This window comes from Afifella pfennigii DSM 17143, from assembly GCF_000688515.1.
GTDB classification, from domain to species: domain Bacteria; phylum Pseudomonadota; class Alphaproteobacteria; order Rhizobiales; family Afifellaceae; genus Afifella; species Afifella pfennigii.
This window is the reverse complement of the sequence record NZ_JHZK01000009.1, coordinates 15,052-34,915: the sequence shown is the minus strand read 5'-3', so window position 1 is coordinate 34,915 and position 19,864 is coordinate 15,052. Positions and strand designations below refer to the sequence as shown.

Here is a 19,864-nt window from a genome sequence, read left to right as displayed (position 1 = left end):
CTTTCGCGACACCCGCCAAGCGGCGGCGCCGGCACCCGCCATAAAGCCCGCCCGGGCCTCAAGCGTCCATGGTGAGCTTGTCGAGCGGACAAGGGACGCCGCGTTTGTCGCATTTCCTGCGGTAGGCGGTGGCCCAAAAGGCGAGGCCGCCCTGTTGCTCCAGCCGCGCTACCAGCTCACGGAAGAAGGCCTTCTTGTCGGCCTTTGCATCCAGGCGTTTGAAGAGCGACTTCTCTTCCTTCGTCATCGAGCAGCCGATGCAACGGCCCTTGCGCTTGTACTTGCACACGTCGATGCAGGGCGAGGGCGCATTCGTCCACGTCTTGGCCATGGGTGTCTTGAGGTCTGTTGGCTGGGTCGGCCGCAGAGATTTGCCTTTTGCCCGCCTTCGTCAAGGTTCGACACCTCGATGGAGCTTTGCCCGCGCTGCGGCGTTAGCCTGTTTTGCCGGCAAAAAGCTTGCCCGCCTCCGGGCGGTTGACAGGTGCCACGCAAGGCGCCAAGCCGAAATCGGGCAGAGGCGGCTTGCCGCGCCAGAATGGAAGGGTCAAGGCTGCAAGTGGTCGTTGCAGAGAGCGAGTCCCGCTTCAGGCGGATTGCCGACAGTGCCCCGGCGCTCATCTGGGTGAGTGACGCGGAAGGCCGCATGATCTTCGCCAACCGCCATTACGAGACCGTTTTCGGGGCGCCGGCGACCGAGATGCTCGGCGATGGCTGGCAACGGGTGTTGATCGCAGAGGATCTGCCGAGCTTCTATGCCGCCTTCATGACGGCCTTCGCCGCCCGTCAGGTGTTCAAGACGGAGGTGCGCGTCAAGGATCGAGACGCGCGCTTGCGCTGGTATCGCTGCGAAGGCGCGCCGCGTTTCGATTCCGGCGGCACCTTCCTGGGCTACACCGGCATCAACGTCGATATCTCCGATGGCAAGTTGGCGGAGGAGGAGCTGCGGCGCAGCGAGGCGCAATTTCGCGCCATCGCCGAATCCATGCCGCAAATCGTCTGGTCGAGTCTGCCGGACGGGCGGCACGACTATTTCAACCAGCGCTGGTACGATTTCACCGGCCTGCCGGCGTTGGCGGAGAGCCAGGACTGGCCCTCCATCTGTCATCCGCAGGACCGGGAGGCGGTGCGCGCACGTTGGCAGCACGCGCTCGCCACGGGCGAGCTCTACGAGGTGGAATACCGTCTTCGCCGCCATGACGGCGCCTATCGATGGGTGCTGGCGCGCGCCCTGCCCGTCTATGACGAGCCGAGCGGGAAGATCGTGCGCTGGTTCGGCACCTGCACGGATATTGAAGACCAGATCGTCGCCCGTCAGGCGCTTGCTCGCAGCCAGGAGGAGTTGGAGCGGATCGTCGATGCGCGAACCGCCGAGCTGAAAGCCGCCAATGAACGGCTCTTGGAGGAGATCTCGGATCGCCAGCAGGCCGAGGAAGCGCTGCGGCAGGCGCAGAAGATGGAGGCGATCGGACAGCTCACTGGCGGCGTGGCGCACGATTTCAACAACCTCCTCACGGTCATTTCGGGCAATCTGGAATCGCTGCTGCGCCGGCTGGACAAGAAGGAGATCGACCTGGAGCGGGTCAGGAGCGCGGCCAAGAACGCCATGCGCGGAGCGCAAAGAGCGGCGACGCTGACGGAGCGGCTGCTCGCGTTTGCCCGCCGGCAGCCTTTGAAGCCGCAGCCGATCGATCCCAACCGGCTGGTCCTGGAGATGGTCGATCTGTTGCGCCGCACGCTCGGCGAGACCATCGAGCTGCGCACCGATCTGGCCGAGGACGCCTGGCCGATCATCGCCGATGCGAACCATCTGGAGAGCGCCATCCTCAATCTGGCCGTCAATGCCAGAGACGCCATGCCAGAGGGCGGCGTGTTGACCATTCAGACGGTCAACCGCTCCGTCGGCGAGCCGCGTGCCGCCGACCTCGACCCGGATATGGGGGCCGGCGATTATGTCTGCATCTGCGTCACCGACACCGGCGAAGGCATGAGCGAGGAGACCCTGCAGCAGGCGTTCGATCCCTTCTTCACCACCAAGGAAATCGGCGCTGGCACCGGTCTCGGCTTGTCCCAGGTCTACGGCTTCCTGAAGCAATCGGACGGCGGGATCACGCTGGACTCGACGCTCGGCGAAGGCACGGAGGTCTGCCTTTTCCTGCGCCGCTCGCAGGACATGCCGGCGGAGGTGCCGGCAAGAACGGTTCCGGAGGCGCCCACCCTGGCTCAGGAATGGCGCTGCCGAACCATCCTCGTCGTGGAGGACGATGAAGATGTGCGCCGCTATTCCGCCTCGCTCCTGGAAGAGCTCGGCTACTCCGTCATCGCCGTGGCGGACGGCGAAGAGGCGCTCGGCGTGATGCGCGAAAGCGCACGGATCGACCTCCTGTTCACCGATGTCGGACTGCCGGGCGGGCTCAACGGACGCGAGCTCGCCGAGGCCGCCGTGGCGCTCCGTCCCGACCTATCGGTGTTGTTCACCACGGCCTATGCGCATAACCTCTTCGCCGTTGATGAAGGCGGCCTTCCCGCGGACGCGGAAATCCTGCGCAAGCCATTTGAGAACGCCGAGCTTGCCGCTCGCGTCAGCGCGCTTCTTAATCAGGCCGACAAGGAGGTGGATGACGTGGCCGAACCGCGTTCCGTCCTGATCGTGGAGGACGAGGTGTTGATCTCTATCCTGGCCACCGACCTGTTGGAGGAGCTCGGCCACTCCGCCGAGACGGCGGTGAGCGCGGAAGAGGCTTTGCGCAAATTCGGCGAGGCGCCGGAACGGTTCGGCGCGATCATGGTCGATATCGGCCTGCCGGATGCGGACGGGGCGGATCTGGTGCGACGTTTGCGCGCCATTCGGCCCGACCTGCCGATCATCTTCGCCACCGGGCATTCCACCTCCGAGTTGGTCGCCGAGCATCAGGGAGATCCGCGCATCCGCGTGCTTGCCAAGCCTTATGACGGGCACAGCCTCGATGCGGCGCTGCGCGATCTGGGGATGCAAGCGGGCTGAACCGCGTCGGCGGATGCGGCAGATGGTCTGCAAGCTGACGAAAAAGTAAGTCGCCCTTTCATCCGCCACCGCTAAGATGCGCGCCGGGATTTAGCGCAAGGCCTTGCCGCCTTTGGCGCGGGCGCCCGTTGCTCACGGAGTACCACATTTGTCTTTTGTGAAGCAGGCGATCGGAATCGTGGTCGCCGCACTCTTGCTGTTTGGCGGCTATCAAGCCCTGCAACTGTGGCTGCAGCCGGAAAACTCCGCTCCAGATGCGAACGCCGCGCGCGGGCCTGCCGCCATCGCGGTGGAGACGGCGCTTGCCAAGGAGCTTGAGATCGAGCGCACCTTGGAGGCCGTCGGCACGACGCGGGCGCTGCGCTCGGTGGAGATCGTGCCGCTCGCCTCCGGCCGGATCGTGGAGCAGAGCTTCGCGGCCGGGCAGAAGGTGCACGGGGGAGAGCCGCTCCTACGCCTCGATGACGATATCGAGAACGCCGATGTGAAGGAGGCTAAGGCCAAGCTGCGCGAGGCACAGCTGGCGCTGGAGCGTGCCGAATCGTTGCGCCAGTCGAGAGCCGTCACGGAGGCGACGGTCGATCAGCTCACCGCCGCCAGAATTACCGCCGAGGCGGAGCTGGAACGGGCCGAGCGCCGTCTCGCCGACCGCGTCGTGCGCGCGCCCTTTGCCGGCGTTACCGGCCTGAAGCGGGTCGATCTGGGGGCGCGGGTGGACGATTCCACGGTGATCACGACGCTCGACGATCTTTCGGTCGTGGAGGTAGAGTTCGCGCTGCCGGAGACGGTGTTCGGCGAGGTGCAAATCGGCCTGCCGGTGATCGCCGAGAGCGCCGCTTTCGCCGGCAAGAGCTTTGCCGGCGAGGTGGTGGCGATCGACAGCCGCGTCGACGCCGTCTCGCGCTCCTTCAAGGTGCGCGCCTCCATCCCGAATGCGGATCTCGCCCTGCCGGCGGGCATGTTCGTGAACCTTGCGGTGGTGTTGGAGCGGCGCCTCGTCGTCATGGTGCCGGAAGAGGCGGTGACGGCGGAAGGAGCCGGCTCGTTCGTCTTCGTTGCGGAGGGCGAGACGGCGCGTCGGCGCGCGGTCGTCACCGGCCAGCGCCATGCCGGCATGGTTGAGATCGCCGAGGGGGTCAAGGACGGCGAAAGGGTGGTGATCCGCGGCATGCAACGGCTGCGCGAGGGCAGCCAGATCAACATCCTCGGCGAAGAGGCGGAGCCAGCGACCGTTTCGGGCGGCTCCGGCGATTTCGGATGATCTTATCGGACATCTCCATCAAGCGGCCGGTGCTGGCGGCGGTCGCCTCCATCCTCATCGTGGTCTTCGGGCTGGCGGCGCTGCTTTCCATCCCGGTGCGCGAATTGCCCGATGTCGACACGGCGGTCGTCACCATCACCACGGCCTATGCCGGCGCAGCGCCGGAAATCATCGATACCGACATCACCGAGACCATCGAGGGGGCGGTGGCCGGCATTTCCGGGGTCAAGTCGATCAGCTCCCAGAGCCGGCGCGGGCGCAGCCGCACCACGGTGGAATTCATCATCGGGCGCGACATCGACGAGGCGGCGAACGACGTCAGGAGCGCGGTGGCGCGGGTCAGAGGCCAGCTTCCGGCCGAAGTCGACGAGCCGCAAGTGGTCAAGAACGACGCCGATGCCGATCCGGTGATCCGGCTCGCCGTCACCTCCACGCGCATGAGTGCGGCGCAGATCACCGACTATCTCGACCGCTTCCTGGTCGACCGGCTGGCGACGCTCGACGGCGTGGCCAATGTGGAGATTTTCGGTGAGCGGCGCTACGCCATCCGCATCTGGCTCGACCGCGAGGCGCTGGCGGCGCGCAACCTGACGGTGGCCGATGTGGAAGCCGCCATTCGCCGCAACAATGTCGAGCTGCCGGCCGGCGACGTGGAATCGCGCAGCCGCATGCTGGCGGTGCGCATCGACAGCCGCCTCGCCGATGTCGACGCCTTTTCCAATATCGTCGTCGATCGGGTGGCGGGCTATCCGGTGCGCCTCAAGGACGTGGCGCGGGTGGCGCTCGGGGTGGAGGACGAGAATACGCTGGTGCGCGCCAACGGCGTGGAAGCGGTCGGCCTCGGCATCTCCCGGCAATCGCAGGCCAACACCATCGCCATCTCGCGCGCGGTGACGGAAGAGCTTGAGCGCATTCGCCCAACCTTGCCCGACGGCATGGAGATCACCGTCGGATCGGACGATGCGGTCTTCATCGGCGCCTCCATCCGCGAAGTCCTGACGGCGCTCGCCATCTCGCTGGTGCTCGTCGTGCTCGTCATCCTGCTCTTCCTGATGTCGGTCAGAGCCACCCTGGTGCCGGCGGTGACGATACCGGTGTCGCTCATCGGCTGCTTCATCCTCATCTCGGCGCTGGGCTTTTCCATCAACGTCCTGACCCTGCTCGCCCTGCTCTTGGCGATTGGCTTGGTCGTCGACGACGCCATCGTCGTTCTGGAGAACATCCAGCGGCGCATCGATGAGGGAGAGCCGCCCATGGTGGCGAGCTTCCTCGGCGCGCGTCAGGTCACCTTCGCCGTCATCGCCACCTCGCTCACCCTCATTGCCGTCTTCGTGCCGATCTCCTTCCTGGAGGGGCAGGCGGGCCGGCTCTTCACCGAGTTCGGCTTCGTCATGGCGAGCGCGGTCGCCATCTCCACCTTCGTGGCGCTGTCGCTGTGCCCGGTGCTGGCCTCGCGCCTGCTGAGACGCCATCGCGGCACCGGCGAGGACGGCACGCCGCCGCGTCCCTCGCGCTTCCGTCAGGCCTACAGGGCGGTGCTCACCCGAGCGCTCAACATGCCGCTCGTCGTCCTCACCGTGGCGGTTGCCATCGCCGGGGGCGGCATCGCGCTCTATCAGGAACTGCCGCGCGAGCTCTCGCCTTCGGAAGACCGCGGCATCATCTTCATCCCGCTGACCTCGCCGCAGGGCTCCACCGTCACCTATACCGATCAGGAAGTGCGGATCCTGGAGGATGAGCTGATGCCGCTTCTGGAAAGCGGCGAGGCGAGGACGGTCTATTCCATCGTCGGCTCCTGGGGGCGGCCCTACCGCGCCTTCGTCATCGTGCGGCTGGCGCCGTGGGAGGAGCGCGAGGCGAGCCATACCGACATCCAGCGTCAGATCATTCCTTCGGTGGAAAAGGTGATCGGGGCGCGCGGCTTTCCGGTGACGCCCTCAGGGCTCGGACTCAGGGGCAACCGCACGCCGCTTTCGGTGGTGATCGGCGGGCCCGATTTCGAAAGCGTCAAGGAATGGACCTACGCGCTGCTGGAGAAGGCGCAGGAAAATCCCGGATTGCGCAATCCGGAGATCGATTTTGAAGAGAACCAGTCGCAAATCGACATCGCCCTCGATCGCGAGAAGCTGGACGATCTCGGCATCTCCGTGGAGGCGGTGGCGCAGACGCTGCAAACCATGCTCGCCTCGCGCGAGGTCTCGACCTTCGTCGATCGCGGCCGCGAATACCCGGTGATCCTGCAGGCGCAGGCCGATGACCGGCAGACCCCCAGCGATATCGGCAACATGTTCGTGCGCGCCGGCGACGGCGAGACCCTGGTGCCGCTGGTGGCGCTGACGCGGCTTTCAGAGCGCGCCGCCGCGCCGGAGCTGAACCGCTACGACCGCCTGCCTTCCATCACCCTGGAGGCGGCGCTGGCGGAGGGCTACGATCTCGGCTCGGCCATCGACTTCATCCGCGAGGCGGCGGCCGAGACGCTTCCGCCGGAAGCCAAGATCGCCTTCTCCGGCCAGTCGCAGCAATATTTGGAGACATCCGGGGGCGTCGCAGTGACCTTCGGGCTCGCCGTGCTCATCGTCTTCCTGGTGCTGGCGGCGCAGTTCGAGAGCTTCGTGCATCCCTTCGTCATCATGCTGTCGGTGCCCTTGGCGCTCGCCGGCGCGCTCTATGCGCTCTTCCTCGCCGGCCTGTCGCTCAACATCTACAGCCAGATCGGCATCATTCTCCTGATCGGGCTGATGGCCAAGAACGGCATTTTGATCGTGGAATTCGCCAATCAGCTACGCGACGAGGGGCGGTCCGTGCGCGAGGCGGTGATCGAGGCTTCTATCTTGCGCTTCAGGCCGATCGTGATGACGGTCATCTCCACCATCCTAGGCGCCGTGCCGCTGGTGCTCGCCTCCGGCGCCGGCGCGGAAAGCCGGGTAGCCATCGGCACCGTCGTCATCGGCGGCCTGGCGCTCGCCTCGGTCTTGACCCTGGTGGTGACGCCGGTCCTCTACGACCTTCTCGCCCGTTTCACCGAACCGCGGGGCGCGGTGGAAAAGCGCCTGGCGGCGGAGCTTCCCTCGCGGCCGAAGGGCATCGCAGGCTGAAGATGAACTGAAGCCCTGCCGCAGGCGGCGTTGCAGCGGCCCGGATGGCGATGTCAGGTCGGCCGTCGCTCGCCAAGGCCGGTCGCGGCGAGGCCGAGCGCGGTCTCCATGCCTTCCTCGTCGGCCTTCTGGCCGGGATGGCGGACCATCAAATCGGCGAGCGTGTGCTGGTCGAGCACTTCGGTGAAGGCGCTCACGGCCTGGCTGAAGATGCGGTTGACCGGCGAGAGCGGACGGATGGAGCAGTCGATCGGTTCGCCGAAGCAGTCCGCTTCCATGGAGGTCGCTTCGGTCAGGCGCACCACCTCGCCGAGATTGATCTCCTGCGGCGGGCGGGCGAGGCGCACACCGCCCGTGCGGCCGCGCATGGTCTGCAGGAAGCCGCCCTGAACGAGCAGCGCCACCAGCTTGGCGACGTTGTGCTCGGTGATCAATGTCGTGCGGGCGATCTCGCCTGCATTGGTGAGCTGGCCGATGCGCGCGCAATGCAGGAGAATGCGCAGGGCTTGGCTCGTCTGCTTGGTGAGGCGCATCTTGCTCCTCAAATCCCTCGGGGCTGGCCTTGATGTGGCATGCCAGTACGGCAGAAATACGCCGCGGGCCCGCGTGGCGTCAACGGCACGGTTTCGCAAGCGAGGCAAGGCGTGGCCGCCCGCGTCGGCGCGGCGCTTCGAGCGGGGCTCAGCGCATGCGGCTGAGGGCGCGCGAAAGATTGGCCTCGAAGGCCTCAAGCGCCCGCAGCGCGTCGACGATCTCTTTTTGAGAAAGGCCGTGCCCGGCAATGTCGGCGAGCCTTGCCCAGGCCTCGTCGACGGCCGCGAGCGTCGTCACGCCCTTGTCGGTCAGATGCACGGTGTTACGCCGGCTATCGGCCGGATCGCAATCGCGGCGTACAAAGCCGCGCGCGGCAAGGCGATCGAGCATCTTGCTGACGGTCGGCGGACGCACCTGAAGCGTGAGCGCAAGCCGCCCCGGCGAGTTGGCGCCATCGCGGAGCGCCCATAGCAGCGTATCCTGTCCAGGATGCAGCCCGATGCGGGCGAGCTCGATGCCGAGATAGGCACGGCAAAGCTTGGCCGTCCGAGCCACAGAACGGATGGCGGCAGCACCATCGCCCGGCGCCGCCTTCGCGGCAGGGCGTTCGCCGCATCCCTTCGTCTCCTTGTCGCTTGTCAGTTCCACCTCTGCCGCCTTTATTTGCCCGCGATCGGTCGCTGTTAACGGCCTATGTCGATGCGGCGCGGCGGCGGCGAGCGCATTAAACTAGCTTAAGCAATCTCCCATTGGCGCGGGAACCAGCTCGTATCGATGGCGTAATAGCGGTCGGAAAAATCGATCTGCGTCTGGGCGCGCTGCAAATCGGGAAAGCTGAAATGGCGCGCATCGCGCTCAATCAGCCCCGCTTGGGCCAGCTCCTTAAGGGCGTGGCTGACGGAGATATTGCTGAGGCCAACCATGTCGCCAATCAGTTCCTGGCGGAGCGGCATGTCCAGCCCGTCCTGCCTGTCGGGGTCGGTGATGCGCAGCCGGGCGAGGCATTGCAGAAGAACCAGAAGCACGCGTTCGGCCGCGCCCATGCGCCCGGTGGCACGCAGCCGATCCAGGATGGTGGCGTGGTCGAGCACGGCAAAAGCGTAGAAAAGCGCTGTCAGGGCCGGAGAGCGCGAGAAGATCGCATTGAGGCTGCGCTTGGGAAACGGGCAGACGATCGCCTCCGTCGCGGCGGCGACGCCATAGCCGATGCGCTCGAACGGCGCTTGGCTGGCGCCGACGATATCGCCGGGAAAATGCACCTCAAAGACCTGCCGGCGCCCGTCGAGGGTATGGGTGTAGGTGTAGAGCCAGCCCTCGCTGACGACGAACATCTCGCGCAGCTCGCCGTCCTCCTCGATCAGGATCTCGTCGCGGCGCAGCTTGCGGCTCGTCTCCTCCAGCCTGGCGAGCAGGCGCTTCTCGTCCTCGGTGAGATCAAGATAGTGAGAGATCTTGCGGATGAGGCAGCTTCCATCGCGTGCGACCATCGCTCATTTCGCCCCCGTCGGCTTCAGCTCTTGCGCCGCATCCGTTAAACCGCTTCAGCCGAGAGAGGAAGGTGGCGCCGCCCTTGCCAGGCTTTCACAATCATCGCATGGACCTTGATAAGTTCCCAACCTAGATGAGAGCCATGTCCAACCCGGCGGCTCGGCGCTGATGGCGAGAGCGAGCGTTTCTGTGTGTCTGAACTTGTTTGAGACGCCGCGGCCCGGCCCGGCCGCATGAGCGGGCGGTTGCGGCGATGCGCCAGGTGAGACGATTGAAATCGGTGCTGGCGCCCTCCGTGGCGCGCCTGGCGGCGCTTGTCGGCCTTGTCGGCGCGCTGACGGTTCTGGCCGCCGTGTCGCTGCTGGCTTTCGAGCAATGGCGCGAGCTGTCGCAAAAGACCGAAGACGCCACGCGCAGCGCCGCCTTCTTCCTGGCCGACCATGCCGCGCGGCTCTTCGAGGTCTCTGATCTGGCGCTGGAGAAGGCGGCCGTGGCGAGCCAGAGCATGAGCTGGGAGGAGGTCGAGACATCGCGCGGCCTTTACGACGAGCTGGCGGCGGTGCGTGCCGACCTGCCCTATGTCGATGATCTGTGGCTGAACGATACCGATGGGAAGCTGCGCCTGACGACCTTCGCCTTTCCCGCCCCGGCCTCGCAGGCCAGCGACCGCGACGCCTTCAGGGCGCATCTTCAGCCCGGCGGCGCGCTTTATGTCGGCATGCCGATCGTCGGCCGCGTGACGGAGCGCGCCACCTTCCTCGTCAGTCGTCGTCTGGAGGAAGCCGATGGCAGCTTCCGGGGCGTCGCCTTCGCCACGCTCGACCTTGCCTATTTCCACTCGTTCTGGGAACGCATTCCCTTGCCGCCCCAGGCCTTGGTGACGCTGTTTCGGCGCAGCGACCAGGCCGTGCTCGCGCGCCATCCGCACGCCGCGCTCACCGACCTGCCGGGCTTCAGCGAAGAGCTGGAAGCCTTGCTCGCCGCCGGGCCGGGGGAGGGCCGCTTCACCCAGCTCGCCCAGAATGGCGAGACCCGCTTCGGCGCCTATCATCAGGTCGGCGCGCTGCCGGTCTATGTGCGCGTTTCGGTGCCGACTCACGCGCTCGTTTCCCTCTGGCTCGGCAATGCCTGGCCCTATGGTGTCTTCGCACTGGCGGCGATTTTGTCGCTGCTCGGGCTGACCGCCTATGCGCGCCACGAGGCGCGGCGCGACGCGGCGAGCCGCGATTTCCTGCAGCAGGAGGTGGCGCGACGCACCGCGGCGCTGGAAGAGGAGACGCAGGCCCTTGAGGCGCTGAACGGAGCTTCGCGCATCCTTTCCGCCGAACTCGATCCCGACCGTGCCGTCCGGGCGGTGGTCGATGCCGGCGTGGTGCTGACCGGGGCCGAATGCGCTGCCTTCCTCGGCGCCGATGCCGCAGGAGAGGCGGAGGGCGCAGCCGCCGCGGCCTTGCAGGCCTTCTATGTAAGGCCGGGCGCCAGCGCAGAGGCGTTTCGGCGCTTCTTGCAGGAGCGCCAGGCGCAGCTCCTGGCCATGCAGGGCATCAGGCGCAGCGCGAACCTTCACGAGGAGGACGGGGATCCGGGGGGCAAGGCGGCATCGGCGGGGCCAAGAATTCACTCACTTCTGGCCGTTCCCGTCGCCTCGCGCTCGGGAAAAAATCTCGGCCGCCTGATCTTCCTGCATAGCCGGACGGCGGTCTTCTCGGCGCGTTCGGAACGCCTCATCCTCGGGCTTGCCGCGCAGGCGGCCATTGCCATCGACAACGCGCATCTTTTTACCGCGGCGCAGGCGGAAATCGCCGCACGCAAGGCCACTCAGAAGCGCCAGGAGCTTCTCATCCGCGAGTTGCATCACCGGGTGAAGAACACGCTCGCCATCGTCCAGGCGATCGCCGGGCTGACGGCACGCTCGGTGGAGGACGTGGCGGCTTTCAACGAAGCTTTCTCCGGTCGCCTGGCCTCCTTGGCGGCGACGCACACCCTTCTGACGGAATGGTCTTGGGAAAAAGCGCCCTTGAAGGACCTGCTGCGGGAACAGCTTGAGCCCTATGCAGGCGACTATGTGCTGGAGGGACCGGATATCGAGCTGAGCGCGACCCAGGCAGTGCCGATCGGCATGGCCATGCACGAGCTGGCGACGAACGCCGCCAAGCACGGCGCGCTGTCGAAGCCGGAAGGACGCGTGACGGTACGCTGGCACTTGCAGGCGCCGGCAGACGAGGTGAGGGCTCCGACACTCCTTCTGGAATGGCAGGAACGGGGCGGCCCGCCGGCCGCGCCGCCGGAGCGGCAAGGCTTCGGCTCGCGCCTCCTCGCCGAGGTCCTGAAGGTGCAGCTGCAGGCCAAGACCCACGTCGTCTACGGCGAGGAGGGCTTGACCTTCCGTCTGGAAGCGAGCCTCGGCGCAGCCGAGGCGGACGATGCAGACAGGTCGGGCCAGCCGGCTCGACCGGCGCAGGCAAGCGAAGACGCCGCAGTCGCGACGCAGTGAAAAAATCTCCAGTCTGGGGGAACCGACCAAGCTCGGCGGCGTTGAAACCCAGCTAAGCTGCGCCCGCCGCAGCGTTTTTGAGTAGACGGCCCCACAGGAGAAAATTTCCCGGAATGCTTGGATCGCAGGGAGGAGAGGGTACGACACCTCTTCGAGACCAGAATATTCTGCTCGTTGAGGACGAGGCGCTTGTCGCCATCGACCTCGCCTACGAGCTCGAAAAGGCCGGCGCGGCGGTGACCTTCGCGACGACACTGGCGGAGGCGCTCGCCATCGCGGAGATCGAACCGCATCATTCGGCCGCCGTCCTGGATATCAACCTTCGGGGCGAAGAGGTCTATCCGGCCGCGGAGTTGCTCGCGGAGAACGGCATACCGTTTCTTTTCTGCACCGGCCATGGCAGGCGCGAGGAGTTGACGCCGCGCTTTCCCGGCGCGCCAGTCCTCGCCAAGCCGGTCATGGGCCGGCATCTGGTGCGCGAGCTTGAAAAGCTGCTCTGCTGAGCCTGCTGCCCAACCTACCGCTCCGTGGCCCTATTGCGCGGCGCTGACGCGAAGCACCTTGCCGTCGGCTTCGTCGGTCAGCAGATAGATGGCGCCCTCCGGGCCTTCCACGACATCGCGGATGCGCATGCCGAGCTCCGTCAGGAGCCGCTCCTCATGCGTGACATCCTCGCCCTCAATCTCCAGACGTACCAGAGCGCGTGAGGCAAGGCCGCCGACAAAGAGGTCGCCGCCCCAGTCGGGGAACATCTCGCCTTCGTAGAAGGTCATGCCGGAGGGGGCGATGACCGGCGTCCATTGATAGATCGGGTCGACCATGCCTTCGGCCTCGGCCTTGCCGGTACCCACCGGGCTACCGTCGTAATTGACGCCGTAGGAGATGACCGGCCAGCCGTAATTCTCTGCGGGACGGGCGATGTTAAGCTCGTCGCCGCCGCGCGGGCCGTGCTCGATCTCCCATAGCTCGCCGGTTTCAGGATGCATCGCCGCGGCCTGGATGTTGCGGTGGCCGTAGGACCAGATTTCGGCAAGCGCGCCGGCCTCGCCGACATAGGGATTGTCCTCAGGCACCGAGCCGTCGTGATGAAGGCGCACCACCTTGCCGAGATGGGAATCCAAATCCTGAGCCTGGTCGCGGAATTGGCGCGCCGAGCGCTCACCGAGCGTGATGAAGAGATGCCCGTTGCCGTCGAAGACGAGACGCGAGCCGTAATGCATGGTGCTCGCCACCTTCGGCTCTTGCGAGAAGATGACGTTCACATCCTCCACTTCCCTCACCGCGTCGTTGAGCCGTCCACGGGCGACGGCGGTGCTCGTCGTGCCGTCCTCGCCGGGCTCGGCATAGCTCCAATAGATGAGGCGGTTGTCGGCGAAATCGGGATCGAGCGCCACGTCGAGAAGGCCGCCCTGACGACGGTTATCGACTTCCGGGAGGCCGGAGAGCGGCTCCGATACCGCGCCTTCGGGCGTGACGTGAAGGAGATTGCCCGGCCGCTCCGTCACCAGCATGGAGCCGTCCGGCAGGAAGGCGAGGCCCCAGGGGTGGGAAAGCCCGCTGGCAACGGTCTCAACGGCGATCGACGGCCCCTCGGTGGCGTAGGTCTCTTCAGCCAGCGCCGGCCCGGCCATCAGCACGGAAGCAAGGCCGGCTGTGGCAAGCAATGTCTTTGGCATGCGCATTCGTCTCCTTCTTGGCCCCGATCGCTGTCCTCCTTGAGGCAGGCCGCGGCGTGTCGCCCTTGTGAACGCCAAGGGGCAGCGCCCCCGCGGGTTCCGGCAGGGCACCGATAAGCCGATAACGTTGTGTTGAAGAGGGGATGTGTTGAAGAGGCGATCAGCCGGTGCCGGTCGCCCGGCGCAGCGTGTCGATCAGTTTCGCCTTCGCCTCAAAGCCGATCCCCGGCGCGTCCGGCAGCCCGACCCGGCCGTTCGCGACGCTCAGCGCATCGGCGAAGCCGCCGAATGGCGCGAAGACCTCCGGGTAGGATTCGTTGCCGCCGAGCTTCAGGCCGGCGGCGATGTTGAGCGAGAGCTGATGGCCGCCATGCGGGACGACGTTGCGGCCGGTGAAGCCATATTCGGGCAGAAGCTGAAGCGTGCGCATGTATTCGACGAGCCCATAGGAGAGGGCGCAGTCGAATTGCAGCACGTCGCGATCCGGCCGCATGCCGCCATAGCGCAGGAGGTTGCGGGCATCCTGGTGGGAGAAGAGGTTCTCGCCCGTCGCCATCGGTCCGTCGTAATGGCGGGCGAGTTCGGCCTGGAGCGCGTAGTCGAGAGGGTCGCCCGCCTCCTCGTACCAGAACAGATCGTAGGGCCGCATCGCCTCGGCATAGGCGATCGCCGTTTCAAGGTCGAAACGGCCATTGGCGTCGACGGCGAGATAGCGGCCCTCGCCCACCACCTCCAAGACCGCCTCGATACGGGCGATGTCCTCTGCCAGTGGGGCGCCGCCGATCTTCATCTTGACGACCTCGTAGCCCAGGTCGCGGTAGCGGCGCATCTCGTCCTGAAGCGCGGCGAGGCCCTTGCCGGGATAGTAATAGCCGCCGGCCGCATAAACGAACGCGTCCGCATCGACCGTGCCGTCTCCATAGGCATCGGCGAGATGCCGGTAGAGCGGTTTGCCGGCGATCTTGGCGACCGCATCCCAGACCGCCATGTCGATGACGCCGACGGCGACGGAGCGCTCGCCATGGCCGCCGGGCTTCTCGTTGGCCATGAGCGTGTCGAAGATGCGCTCCGGTGAGAGATTGTCGCCGGCGTCGTTGAGGAGCCGCGCCGGATCGGCCTCTTTGAGGCGCGGGATGAAGCGCTCGCGCAGAAGTCCGCTGGCGCCGTAACGACCGTTGGAGTTGAAGCCGTAGCCGATCACCGGCTCGCCGTCGCGCACCACATCGGTGACGAGCGCGACGACGCTCGCCGTCATCTTGGAGAAATCGATATAGGCGTTCTTGATGGGCGAGGCGATCGGCACGACCGTCTCGCGAATGTCGGTGATCTGCACGCAGGGTTCCTTCGGAGGCACGGAAAAGGCAAGTTTGCCCATAGGTTTCTAGGGCATAGCGGCCGGTTCTGGCCAGGGCTGACGGGCTTCGTCGGGCGCGCGAGCCGCGCTTGCGGCGGCGGGGTTTTTTGACCTTTCGGTCTCAATCACTAAAAAGACGGGCAAGCCCGTCACCACGACAGCCAACCAGCAGAGACATTTCCCCATGTGCGGCATTTGCGGCGAAGTGAGCTTCGATGGCTCACCGGCCGACCCTTCTTCCATCGGACGCATGCTCGACGTGCTTGCAGCGCGCGGCCCCGACGCTTCCGGCGCGATCATGCGCGGTGCGGTGGCGTTCGGTCATCGGCGACTGAAGATCATCGACCTGTCGGCGCGCTCCGAGCAGCCGCTGAGCGACCCCGATCTCGGCCTGACCATCGTCTTCAACGGCTGCGTCTACAACTACAAGGAGCTGCGCGCGGAGCTGGAAGGCAAGGGCTACCGCTTCTTTTCCTCCGGCGACACGGAAGTGATCCTGAAAGCCTATCACGCTTTCGGCGAGGATTGCGTCAACCGCTTCCACGGCATGTTCGCCTTCGCCATCCACGAGCGCGAGAGCGGCCGCGTGGTGTTGGCGCGCGACCGCTTCGGCATCAAACCGCTCTATCTCGCCGAGAACGGCAAGTGGCTGCGCTTCGCCTCCTCGCTGCCGGCGCTGGTGGCGGCGGGCGGCGTCGACACGGCGATCGATCCGGTGGCGCTGCAATTCTACATGAGTTTCCACGCGGTGGTGCCGGCGCCCTACACCATGCTCAAGGGTGTCAGGAAGCTGCCGCCCGCCACCGTCAAGGTGATCGAGGCGGACGGGACGAGCCGCGAGAAGGTCTATTGGGATCCCGCCTTCGAGCGCAGCTCGGAGGAAATCACGCGGCCTTTCGAGGAATGGCGCGACATGGTGCTCGATGCGCTGAAGAAGGCCGTCGAGCGGCGCATGGTGGCCGACGTGCCGGTCGGCGTGCTCCTGTCCGGCGGCGTCGATTCCTCACTCATCGTCGGCCTTCTCGCGGAAGCCGGCCAGAAGGGCCTGATGACCTTCTCCATCGGGTTTGAGGCGGCGCATGGCGAGAAGGGCGACGAATTCGTTTATTCGGACATCATCGCGGAGCGGTTTCAGACCGACCATCGCAAGCTCTTCGTGCCCTCATCCGACCTTCTGAAGGAGCTGCCGGGCGCGATTGCCGCCATGTCGGAGCCGATGGTCTCCTACGACAATATCGGCTTCTACCTGCTCTCCCGAGAGGTGGCGAAGCATATCAAGGTGGTGCAGTCCGGCCAGGGCGCCGACGAGGTCTTCGGCGGATACCATTGGTATCCGCCGCTGGCCGCCTCCAACGATCCGGCCGGCGACTACGCCAAGGTCTTCTTCGACCGCGACCACGACAAGCTGGCACGCCATCTTTCGCCGGAATGGATGCTGGCGCGCGACGAGGCGCGGGCCTTCGTGGAGGCGCAGTTCAACCGCGCCGGGGCGGAGGATCCGGTGGACAAGGCCTTGAGGCTTGATTCCACCATCATGCTGGTCGACGATCCGGTGAAGCGGGTCGACAACATGACCATGGCCTGGGGGCTGGAGGCGCGTGTGCCTTTCCTCGACCACGAGCTTGCCGAACTTGCCGCGCGCATCCCGCCGGAGCACAAGCTCGCCGATGGCGGCAAGGGCGTATTGAAGGCGGTGGCGCGCGAGGTGGTGCCGCGCGAGGTGGTGGACCGCGAGAAAGGCTATTTTCCGGTGCCGGCCCTGAAATACATCTCCGGCGACACGCTCGACATGGTGCGCGACGCCCTGACCAGCCAGCCGGCGCGTGAACGCGGTCTCTTTCGGGAGGATTACCTGCAGGCGCTGTTTGAGGAGCCGTCGGCGCATATCACGCCGCTCAGGGGCTCAGAGCTCTGGCAGGTAGGGCTCCTGGAGCTTTGGCTGCAGAACCACGAGCTTTAGGGGGCGGAAATGGCGCGTCGCGCAGAACGCAATCGGCCGAGCAAGCGTGCTGGAGCACTGGGGCAGCGGCTGGTGCGGCTGCGCGAGCAAGGCGCGCGGCCCGTGCATGAGGACATGGACGACAGCGATATCGTGCAAGATGCGGTCGTGGAATGCGGCTGGGGCCGGGTCCTGTTCACCCAAACCTTCCAAAGCAACGAGGCGATTATCGACAGGCTGCGCGCCGAAGGGCTGGAGCAGCGCGATATCGCCTTCTATGTGCGCGATCCGCATGTGCTGCTGGCGGCGGCGCCCAACGAATTGTTCCTCGATCCCTCGCACACCTATCGGCTCGACCTGACCACCTATCGGCCGAAATGGCGCAAGCTGCCGGGCTTTTTCGTGCGCCGGCTGACCTCGCTCGCCGATGCGGAGGCGGTGAACCGCATCTACGGCAGCCACAACATGGTGCAGATGAACCCGGAATTCTTCTGGTCCAAGCGCGACAGCCGGGCGCTGACCTATTTCGTCGCTGAGGACGACGAGACCGGCGAGGTGCTCGCCACGGTAACCGGCATCGACCATGCGCGGGCCTTCAAGGATCCCGAGCGAGGCTCCTCGCTCTGGTGCCTGGCCGTGGATGGGCAGGCCCGCCATCCGGGTATCGGCGAGGCGATGGTGCGCCGGCTCGCCGAGCACTACCTGGCGCGTGGCGCCACCTATATGGACCTTTCCGTCCTGCACGATAACGAGCGGGCGATCGCGCTCTACGAGAAGCTCGGCTTCCGCCGCATCCCGGTCTTCGCGGTGAAGCGCAAGAACCCGATCAACGAGCGGCTGTATTCCGGCCCCGATCCGTCGGCCAATCTCAACCCCTACGCCAAGATCATCGTCGACGAGGCACGCAGGCGCGGCATCGGCGTTGAGATCATCGACGATGCGGCAGGCTTCTTCCGCCTCTCCTCCGGCGGGCGGTCGGTGCGCTGCCGCGAAAGCCTGTCGGAGCTGACCAGCGCGGTCGCGATGTCGCTCTGCGACGACAAGGCGGCGACCCGGCGGCTGGTGGAAAAGGCCGGGGTGAAGGTGCCGGCGCAGATGGAGGCGGCCGGCGAGGAAGCGATCAAGGGCTTCTTGAAAGAGCATGGCAGCGTCGTCGTGAAGCCGGCGCGCGGCGAACAGGGTAGGGGGGTCGCCGTCGATCTCGACGACTTCACGGACGTCAAGGCGGCGATCGCGGAGGCGAAGAAATCCTCCGACCGGGTGATCCTGGAATCCTATTTCAAGGGCGAGGATCTGAGGCTCATCGTCATCAACTTCCGCCTCGTCGCCGCGGCGGTGCGCCGTCCGGCGGAGGTTCTGGGCGACGGCACCAGCACGGTGGAGAAGCTGATCGTGCGGCAGAGCCGTCGGCGGGCGGCGGCGACGGGGGGCGAATCGAACATCCCGGTCGACGCGGAGACGGAGCGCTGCGTGAAGCGCGGCGGCTACGAGATGAGCTCGGTGTTGCCGAAGGGGGAGCGCTTGCAGGTGCGCAAATCGGCCAATCTGCATACCGGCGGCACCATCCATGACGTTACCGCCCAGGTGCATCCAACGCTGGTCGAGGCGGCGATCAACGCGGCGCGCAGCATCGACATTCCTGTGGTCGGCATCGATCTGATGGTGACGGCGCCGCACGAGCCGGATTATGTCTTCATCGAAGCCAACGAGCGGCCTGGTCTTGCCAATCACGAGCCGCAACCGACGGCACAGCGCTTCGTGGACCTCCTTTTCCCGCTCTCCATGCCGGCTTCGGCACGCCTTGCCCAGGAAAGGAGGGTCGAGGCCTGAGCGAACGAGGAGAGAAAGCCATGCCGCGCCTTGCGATCGACACCGATTATCTCGCCGACCGCCTGGCGCATCTTCTCGCCATTCCGAGCCCGACCGGCTACACCGACACGATCGTGCGCGATTGCTGCGAGGAGCTGGAGCGGCTCGGCGTGGGCTACGAGCTCACCCGCCGCGGCGCCATCCGCGCCATCTACCAGGGCTCGCGCCGCAAGGCCGCCCGCGCCATCGTCGCCCATCTCGACACGCTCGGCGCGCAGGTGAAGTTTCTGAAGGATAACGGCCGGCTGGAACTGGTGCCGGTCGGGCACTGGTCGGCGCGCTTTGCGGAAGGCGCGCGGGCGACGATCTTCACCGATCACGGCTCCTATCGCGGCACCATCCTGCCGGTGAAGGCTTCCGGCCACACGTTCGCCGACGAGGTCGATACGCTGCCCGTCGGCTGGGAATATGTGGAGCTTCGTATCGACGGACCGGCGACCGACCGCGCCTCGCTGGAAAAGCTCGGGGTGGAAGTCGGCGATATGGTCGCCATCGATCCGCAGCCGGAATTCGTGGAGAACGGCTTCATCGTCTCCCGGCACCTCGACAACAAGGCGGGGGTGGCGGTGATGCTGGCCGCCATCGAAGCAATGGTGCGCGAGCATGCGGTGACGCCGGTCGACATCCATTTTTTGCTCACCATCGCCGAGGAGGTGGGGGTGGGCGCTTCGGCCATCCTCTCGCACGACGTCGCCTCCATGGTGACGCTCGACAACGGCACGACGGCGCCGGGGCAGAATTCCTCCGAATTCGGTGTCACCATCGCCATGGCCGATCAGACCGGGCCCTTCGACTACCATCTGACGCGCAAACTGGCGCGGTTGTGCGCCGACAACGAGATCCGCTACCAGAAGGACATCTTCCGCCACTATCGTTCCGATTCCGCCTCGGCGCTGGAATCGGGCGCCGATGTGCGCGCCGCCCTGATCACTTTCGGCATCGATGCCAGCCACGGCTATGAGCGCATCCACATGCACGCGCTGCGCTCGCTCGCCGAACTCGTCACGGCCTATGTGACCAGCCCGCTGGAGATCCAGCGCGACCGCAACGAGCTCGGCTCGCTGAAGGGCTTCACGCACCAGCCGACCGAGGACGAGGAGGCGGAGGAAGCGCGCGAGGATCCGGTCGTGCTGCCCTGAAGCGAGCTTGC

Annotated in this window: 14 protein-coding genes; 8 read left to right on the top strand and 6 right to left on the bottom strand. The window is 66.1% G+C overall.

Annotation, left to right across the window (positions count from 1 at the left end; translation table 11 throughout):
* Positions 1-58: 58 nt before the first annotated feature.
* Positions 59-331, bottom strand: a complete 273-nt coding sequence (locus Q331_RS0108855) for a DUF1289 domain-containing protein (RefSeq protein ID WP_026380384.1) — start codon at positions 329-331, stop codon at positions 59-61.
* A gap of 207 nt (positions 332-538) precedes the next feature.
* On the opposite strand from Q331_RS0108855, the gene Q331_RS20755 reads away from it, so the two are divergent.
* The 3 genes from Q331_RS20755 to Q331_RS0108835 all read left to right on the top strand — a co-directional run bounded on the left by Q331_RS20755 (position 539) and on the right by Q331_RS0108835 (position 7,360).
* Entirely contained in the window at positions 539-3,004 is a 2,466-nt protein-coding gene (locus Q331_RS20755) for a PAS domain S-box protein (RefSeq protein ID WP_084174939.1), read from the top strand.
* A gap of 157 nt (positions 3,005-3,161) precedes the next feature.
* Positions 3,162-4,265 (top strand): efflux RND transporter periplasmic adaptor subunit, encoded by a 1,104-nt coding sequence (locus Q331_RS20750; protein WP_245615577.1) that lies wholly within the window; start codon positions 3,162-3,164, stop codon positions 4,263-4,265.
* Positions 4,262-7,360 carry an efflux RND transporter permease subunit gene (locus Q331_RS0108835; protein WP_026380383.1) on the top strand — a complete coding sequence of 1,033 codons (3,099 nt, stop codon included), beginning with the start codon at positions 4,262-4,264 and terminating at the stop codon, positions 7,358-7,360. Before Q331_RS20750 ends, Q331_RS0108835 begins: the two co-directional genes overlap by 4 nt.
* Positions 7,361-7,413: 53 nt before the next feature.
* On the opposite strand, the gene Q331_RS20745 is transcribed toward Q331_RS0108835, so the two are convergent.
* The 3 genes from Q331_RS20745 to Q331_RS0108820 all read right to left on the bottom strand — a co-directional run bounded on the left by Q331_RS20745 (position 7,414) and on the right by Q331_RS0108820 (position 9,381).
* On the bottom strand, positions 7,414-7,893 hold the full coding sequence (locus tag Q331_RS20745; RefSeq protein WP_051630890.1) for an RrF2 family transcriptional regulator: 480 nt from the start codon (positions 7,891-7,893) through the stop codon (positions 7,414-7,416).
* A 148-nt stretch (positions 7,894-8,041) separates the two neighbouring features.
* On the bottom strand, positions 8,042-8,542 hold the full coding sequence (locus Q331_RS0108825) for a MarR family winged helix-turn-helix transcriptional regulator (protein ID WP_051630888.1): 501 nt from the start codon (positions 8,540-8,542) through the stop codon (positions 8,042-8,044).
* Positions 8,543-8,628: 86 nt separating this feature from the next.
* A complete protein-coding gene (locus Q331_RS0108820) occupies positions 8,629-9,381 on the bottom strand; it encodes a Crp/Fnr family transcriptional regulator (protein ID WP_026380381.1) in 753 nt (250 codons plus the stop codon).
* Between the two features lie 263 nt (positions 9,382-9,644).
* On the opposite strand from Q331_RS0108820, the gene Q331_RS24145 reads away from it, so the two are divergent.
* A complete protein-coding gene (locus Q331_RS24145) occupies positions 9,645-11,876 on the top strand; it encodes a sensor histidine kinase (RefSeq protein ID WP_245615568.1) in 2,232 nt (743 codons plus the stop codon).
* A gap of 113 nt (positions 11,877-11,989) precedes the next feature.
* Entirely contained in the window at positions 11,990-12,379 is a 390-nt protein-coding gene (locus Q331_RS0108810; RefSeq protein WP_026380380.1) for a response regulator, read from the top strand.
* A 30-nt stretch (positions 12,380-12,409) separates the two neighbouring features.
* Here Q331_RS0108810 and Q331_RS0108805 read toward each other — a convergent pair whose 3' ends face one another.
* A complete protein-coding gene (locus tag Q331_RS0108805; RefSeq protein WP_245615566.1) occupies positions 12,410-13,552 on the bottom strand; it encodes a PQQ-dependent sugar dehydrogenase in 1,143 nt (380 codons plus the stop codon).
* A 160-nt stretch (positions 13,553-13,712) separates the two neighbouring features.
* On the bottom strand, positions 13,713-14,885 hold the full coding sequence (locus Q331_RS0108800; RefSeq protein ID WP_026380378.1) for a mandelate racemase/muconate lactonizing enzyme family protein: 1,173 nt from the start codon (positions 14,883-14,885) through the stop codon (positions 13,713-13,715).
* Positions 14,886-15,090: 205 nt separating this feature from the next.
* Here Q331_RS0108800 and Q331_RS0108795 point away from each other — a divergent pair, with 205 nt between their 5' ends.
* The 3 genes from Q331_RS0108795 to Q331_RS0108785 are packed head-to-tail and all read left to right on the top strand — an operon-like array spanning position 15,091 to position 19,853.
* On the top strand, positions 15,091-16,866 hold the full coding sequence (locus tag Q331_RS0108795; RefSeq protein ID WP_026380377.1) for an N-acetylglutaminylglutamine amidotransferase: 1,776 nt from the start codon (positions 15,091-15,093) through the stop codon (positions 16,864-16,866).
* A 9-nt stretch (positions 16,867-16,875) separates the two neighbouring features.
* Positions 16,876-18,675: an N-acetylglutaminylglutamine synthetase gene (gene ngg / locus Q331_RS20735; RefSeq protein ID WP_034491625.1), complete on the top strand. Its 1,800-nt coding sequence runs from the start codon at positions 16,876-16,878 to the stop codon at positions 18,673-18,675.
* A 20-nt stretch (positions 18,676-18,695) separates the two neighbouring features.
* Positions 18,696-19,853: an osmoprotectant NAGGN system M42 family peptidase gene (locus tag Q331_RS0108785; RefSeq protein WP_026380376.1), complete on the top strand. Its 1,158-nt coding sequence runs from the start codon at positions 18,696-18,698 to the stop codon at positions 19,851-19,853.
* Positions 19,854-19,864 lie beyond the last annotated feature (11 nt).

What these genes read in the sequence shown, in the direction of transcription:
- Q331_RS0108855 (WP_026380384.1), bottom strand. Translation starts at nt 331, where the DNA reads ATGGCCAAGACGTGGACGAATGCGCCCTCGCCCTGCATCGACGTGTGC.
- Q331_RS20755 (WP_084174939.1), top strand. Translation starts at nt 539, where the DNA reads ATGGAAGGGTCAAGGCTGCAAGTGGTCGTTGCAGAGAGCGAGTCCCGC.
- Q331_RS0108835 (WP_026380383.1), top strand. Translation starts at nt 4,262, where the DNA reads ATGATCTTATCGGACATCTCCATCAAGCGGCCGGTGCTGGCGGCGGTC.
- Q331_RS20745 (WP_051630890.1), bottom strand. Translation starts at nt 7,893, where the DNA reads ATGCGCCTCACCAAGCAGACGAGCCAAGCCCTGCGCATTCTCCTGCAT.
- Q331_RS0108820 (WP_026380381.1), bottom strand. Translation starts at nt 9,381, where the DNA reads ATGGTCGCACGCGATGGAAGCTGCCTCATCCGCAAGATCTCTCACTAT.
- Q331_RS0108810 (WP_026380380.1), top strand. Translation starts at nt 11,990, where the DNA reads ATGCTTGGATCGCAGGGAGGAGAGGGTACGACACCTCTTCGAGACCAG.
- Q331_RS0108805 (WP_245615566.1), bottom strand. Translation starts at nt 13,552, where the DNA reads ATGCCAAAGACATTGCTTGCCACAGCCGGCCTTGCTTCCGTGCTGATG.
- Q331_RS0108795 (WP_026380377.1), top strand. Translation starts at nt 15,091, where the DNA reads ATGTGCGGCATTTGCGGCGAAGTGAGCTTCGATGGCTCACCGGCCGAC.
- ngg (WP_034491625.1), top strand. Translation starts at nt 16,876, where the DNA reads ATGGCGCGTCGCGCAGAACGCAATCGGCCGAGCAAGCGTGCTGGAGCA.
- Q331_RS0108785 (WP_026380376.1), top strand. Translation starts at nt 18,696, where the DNA reads ATGCCGCGCCTTGCGATCGACACCGATTATCTCGCCGACCGCCTGGCG.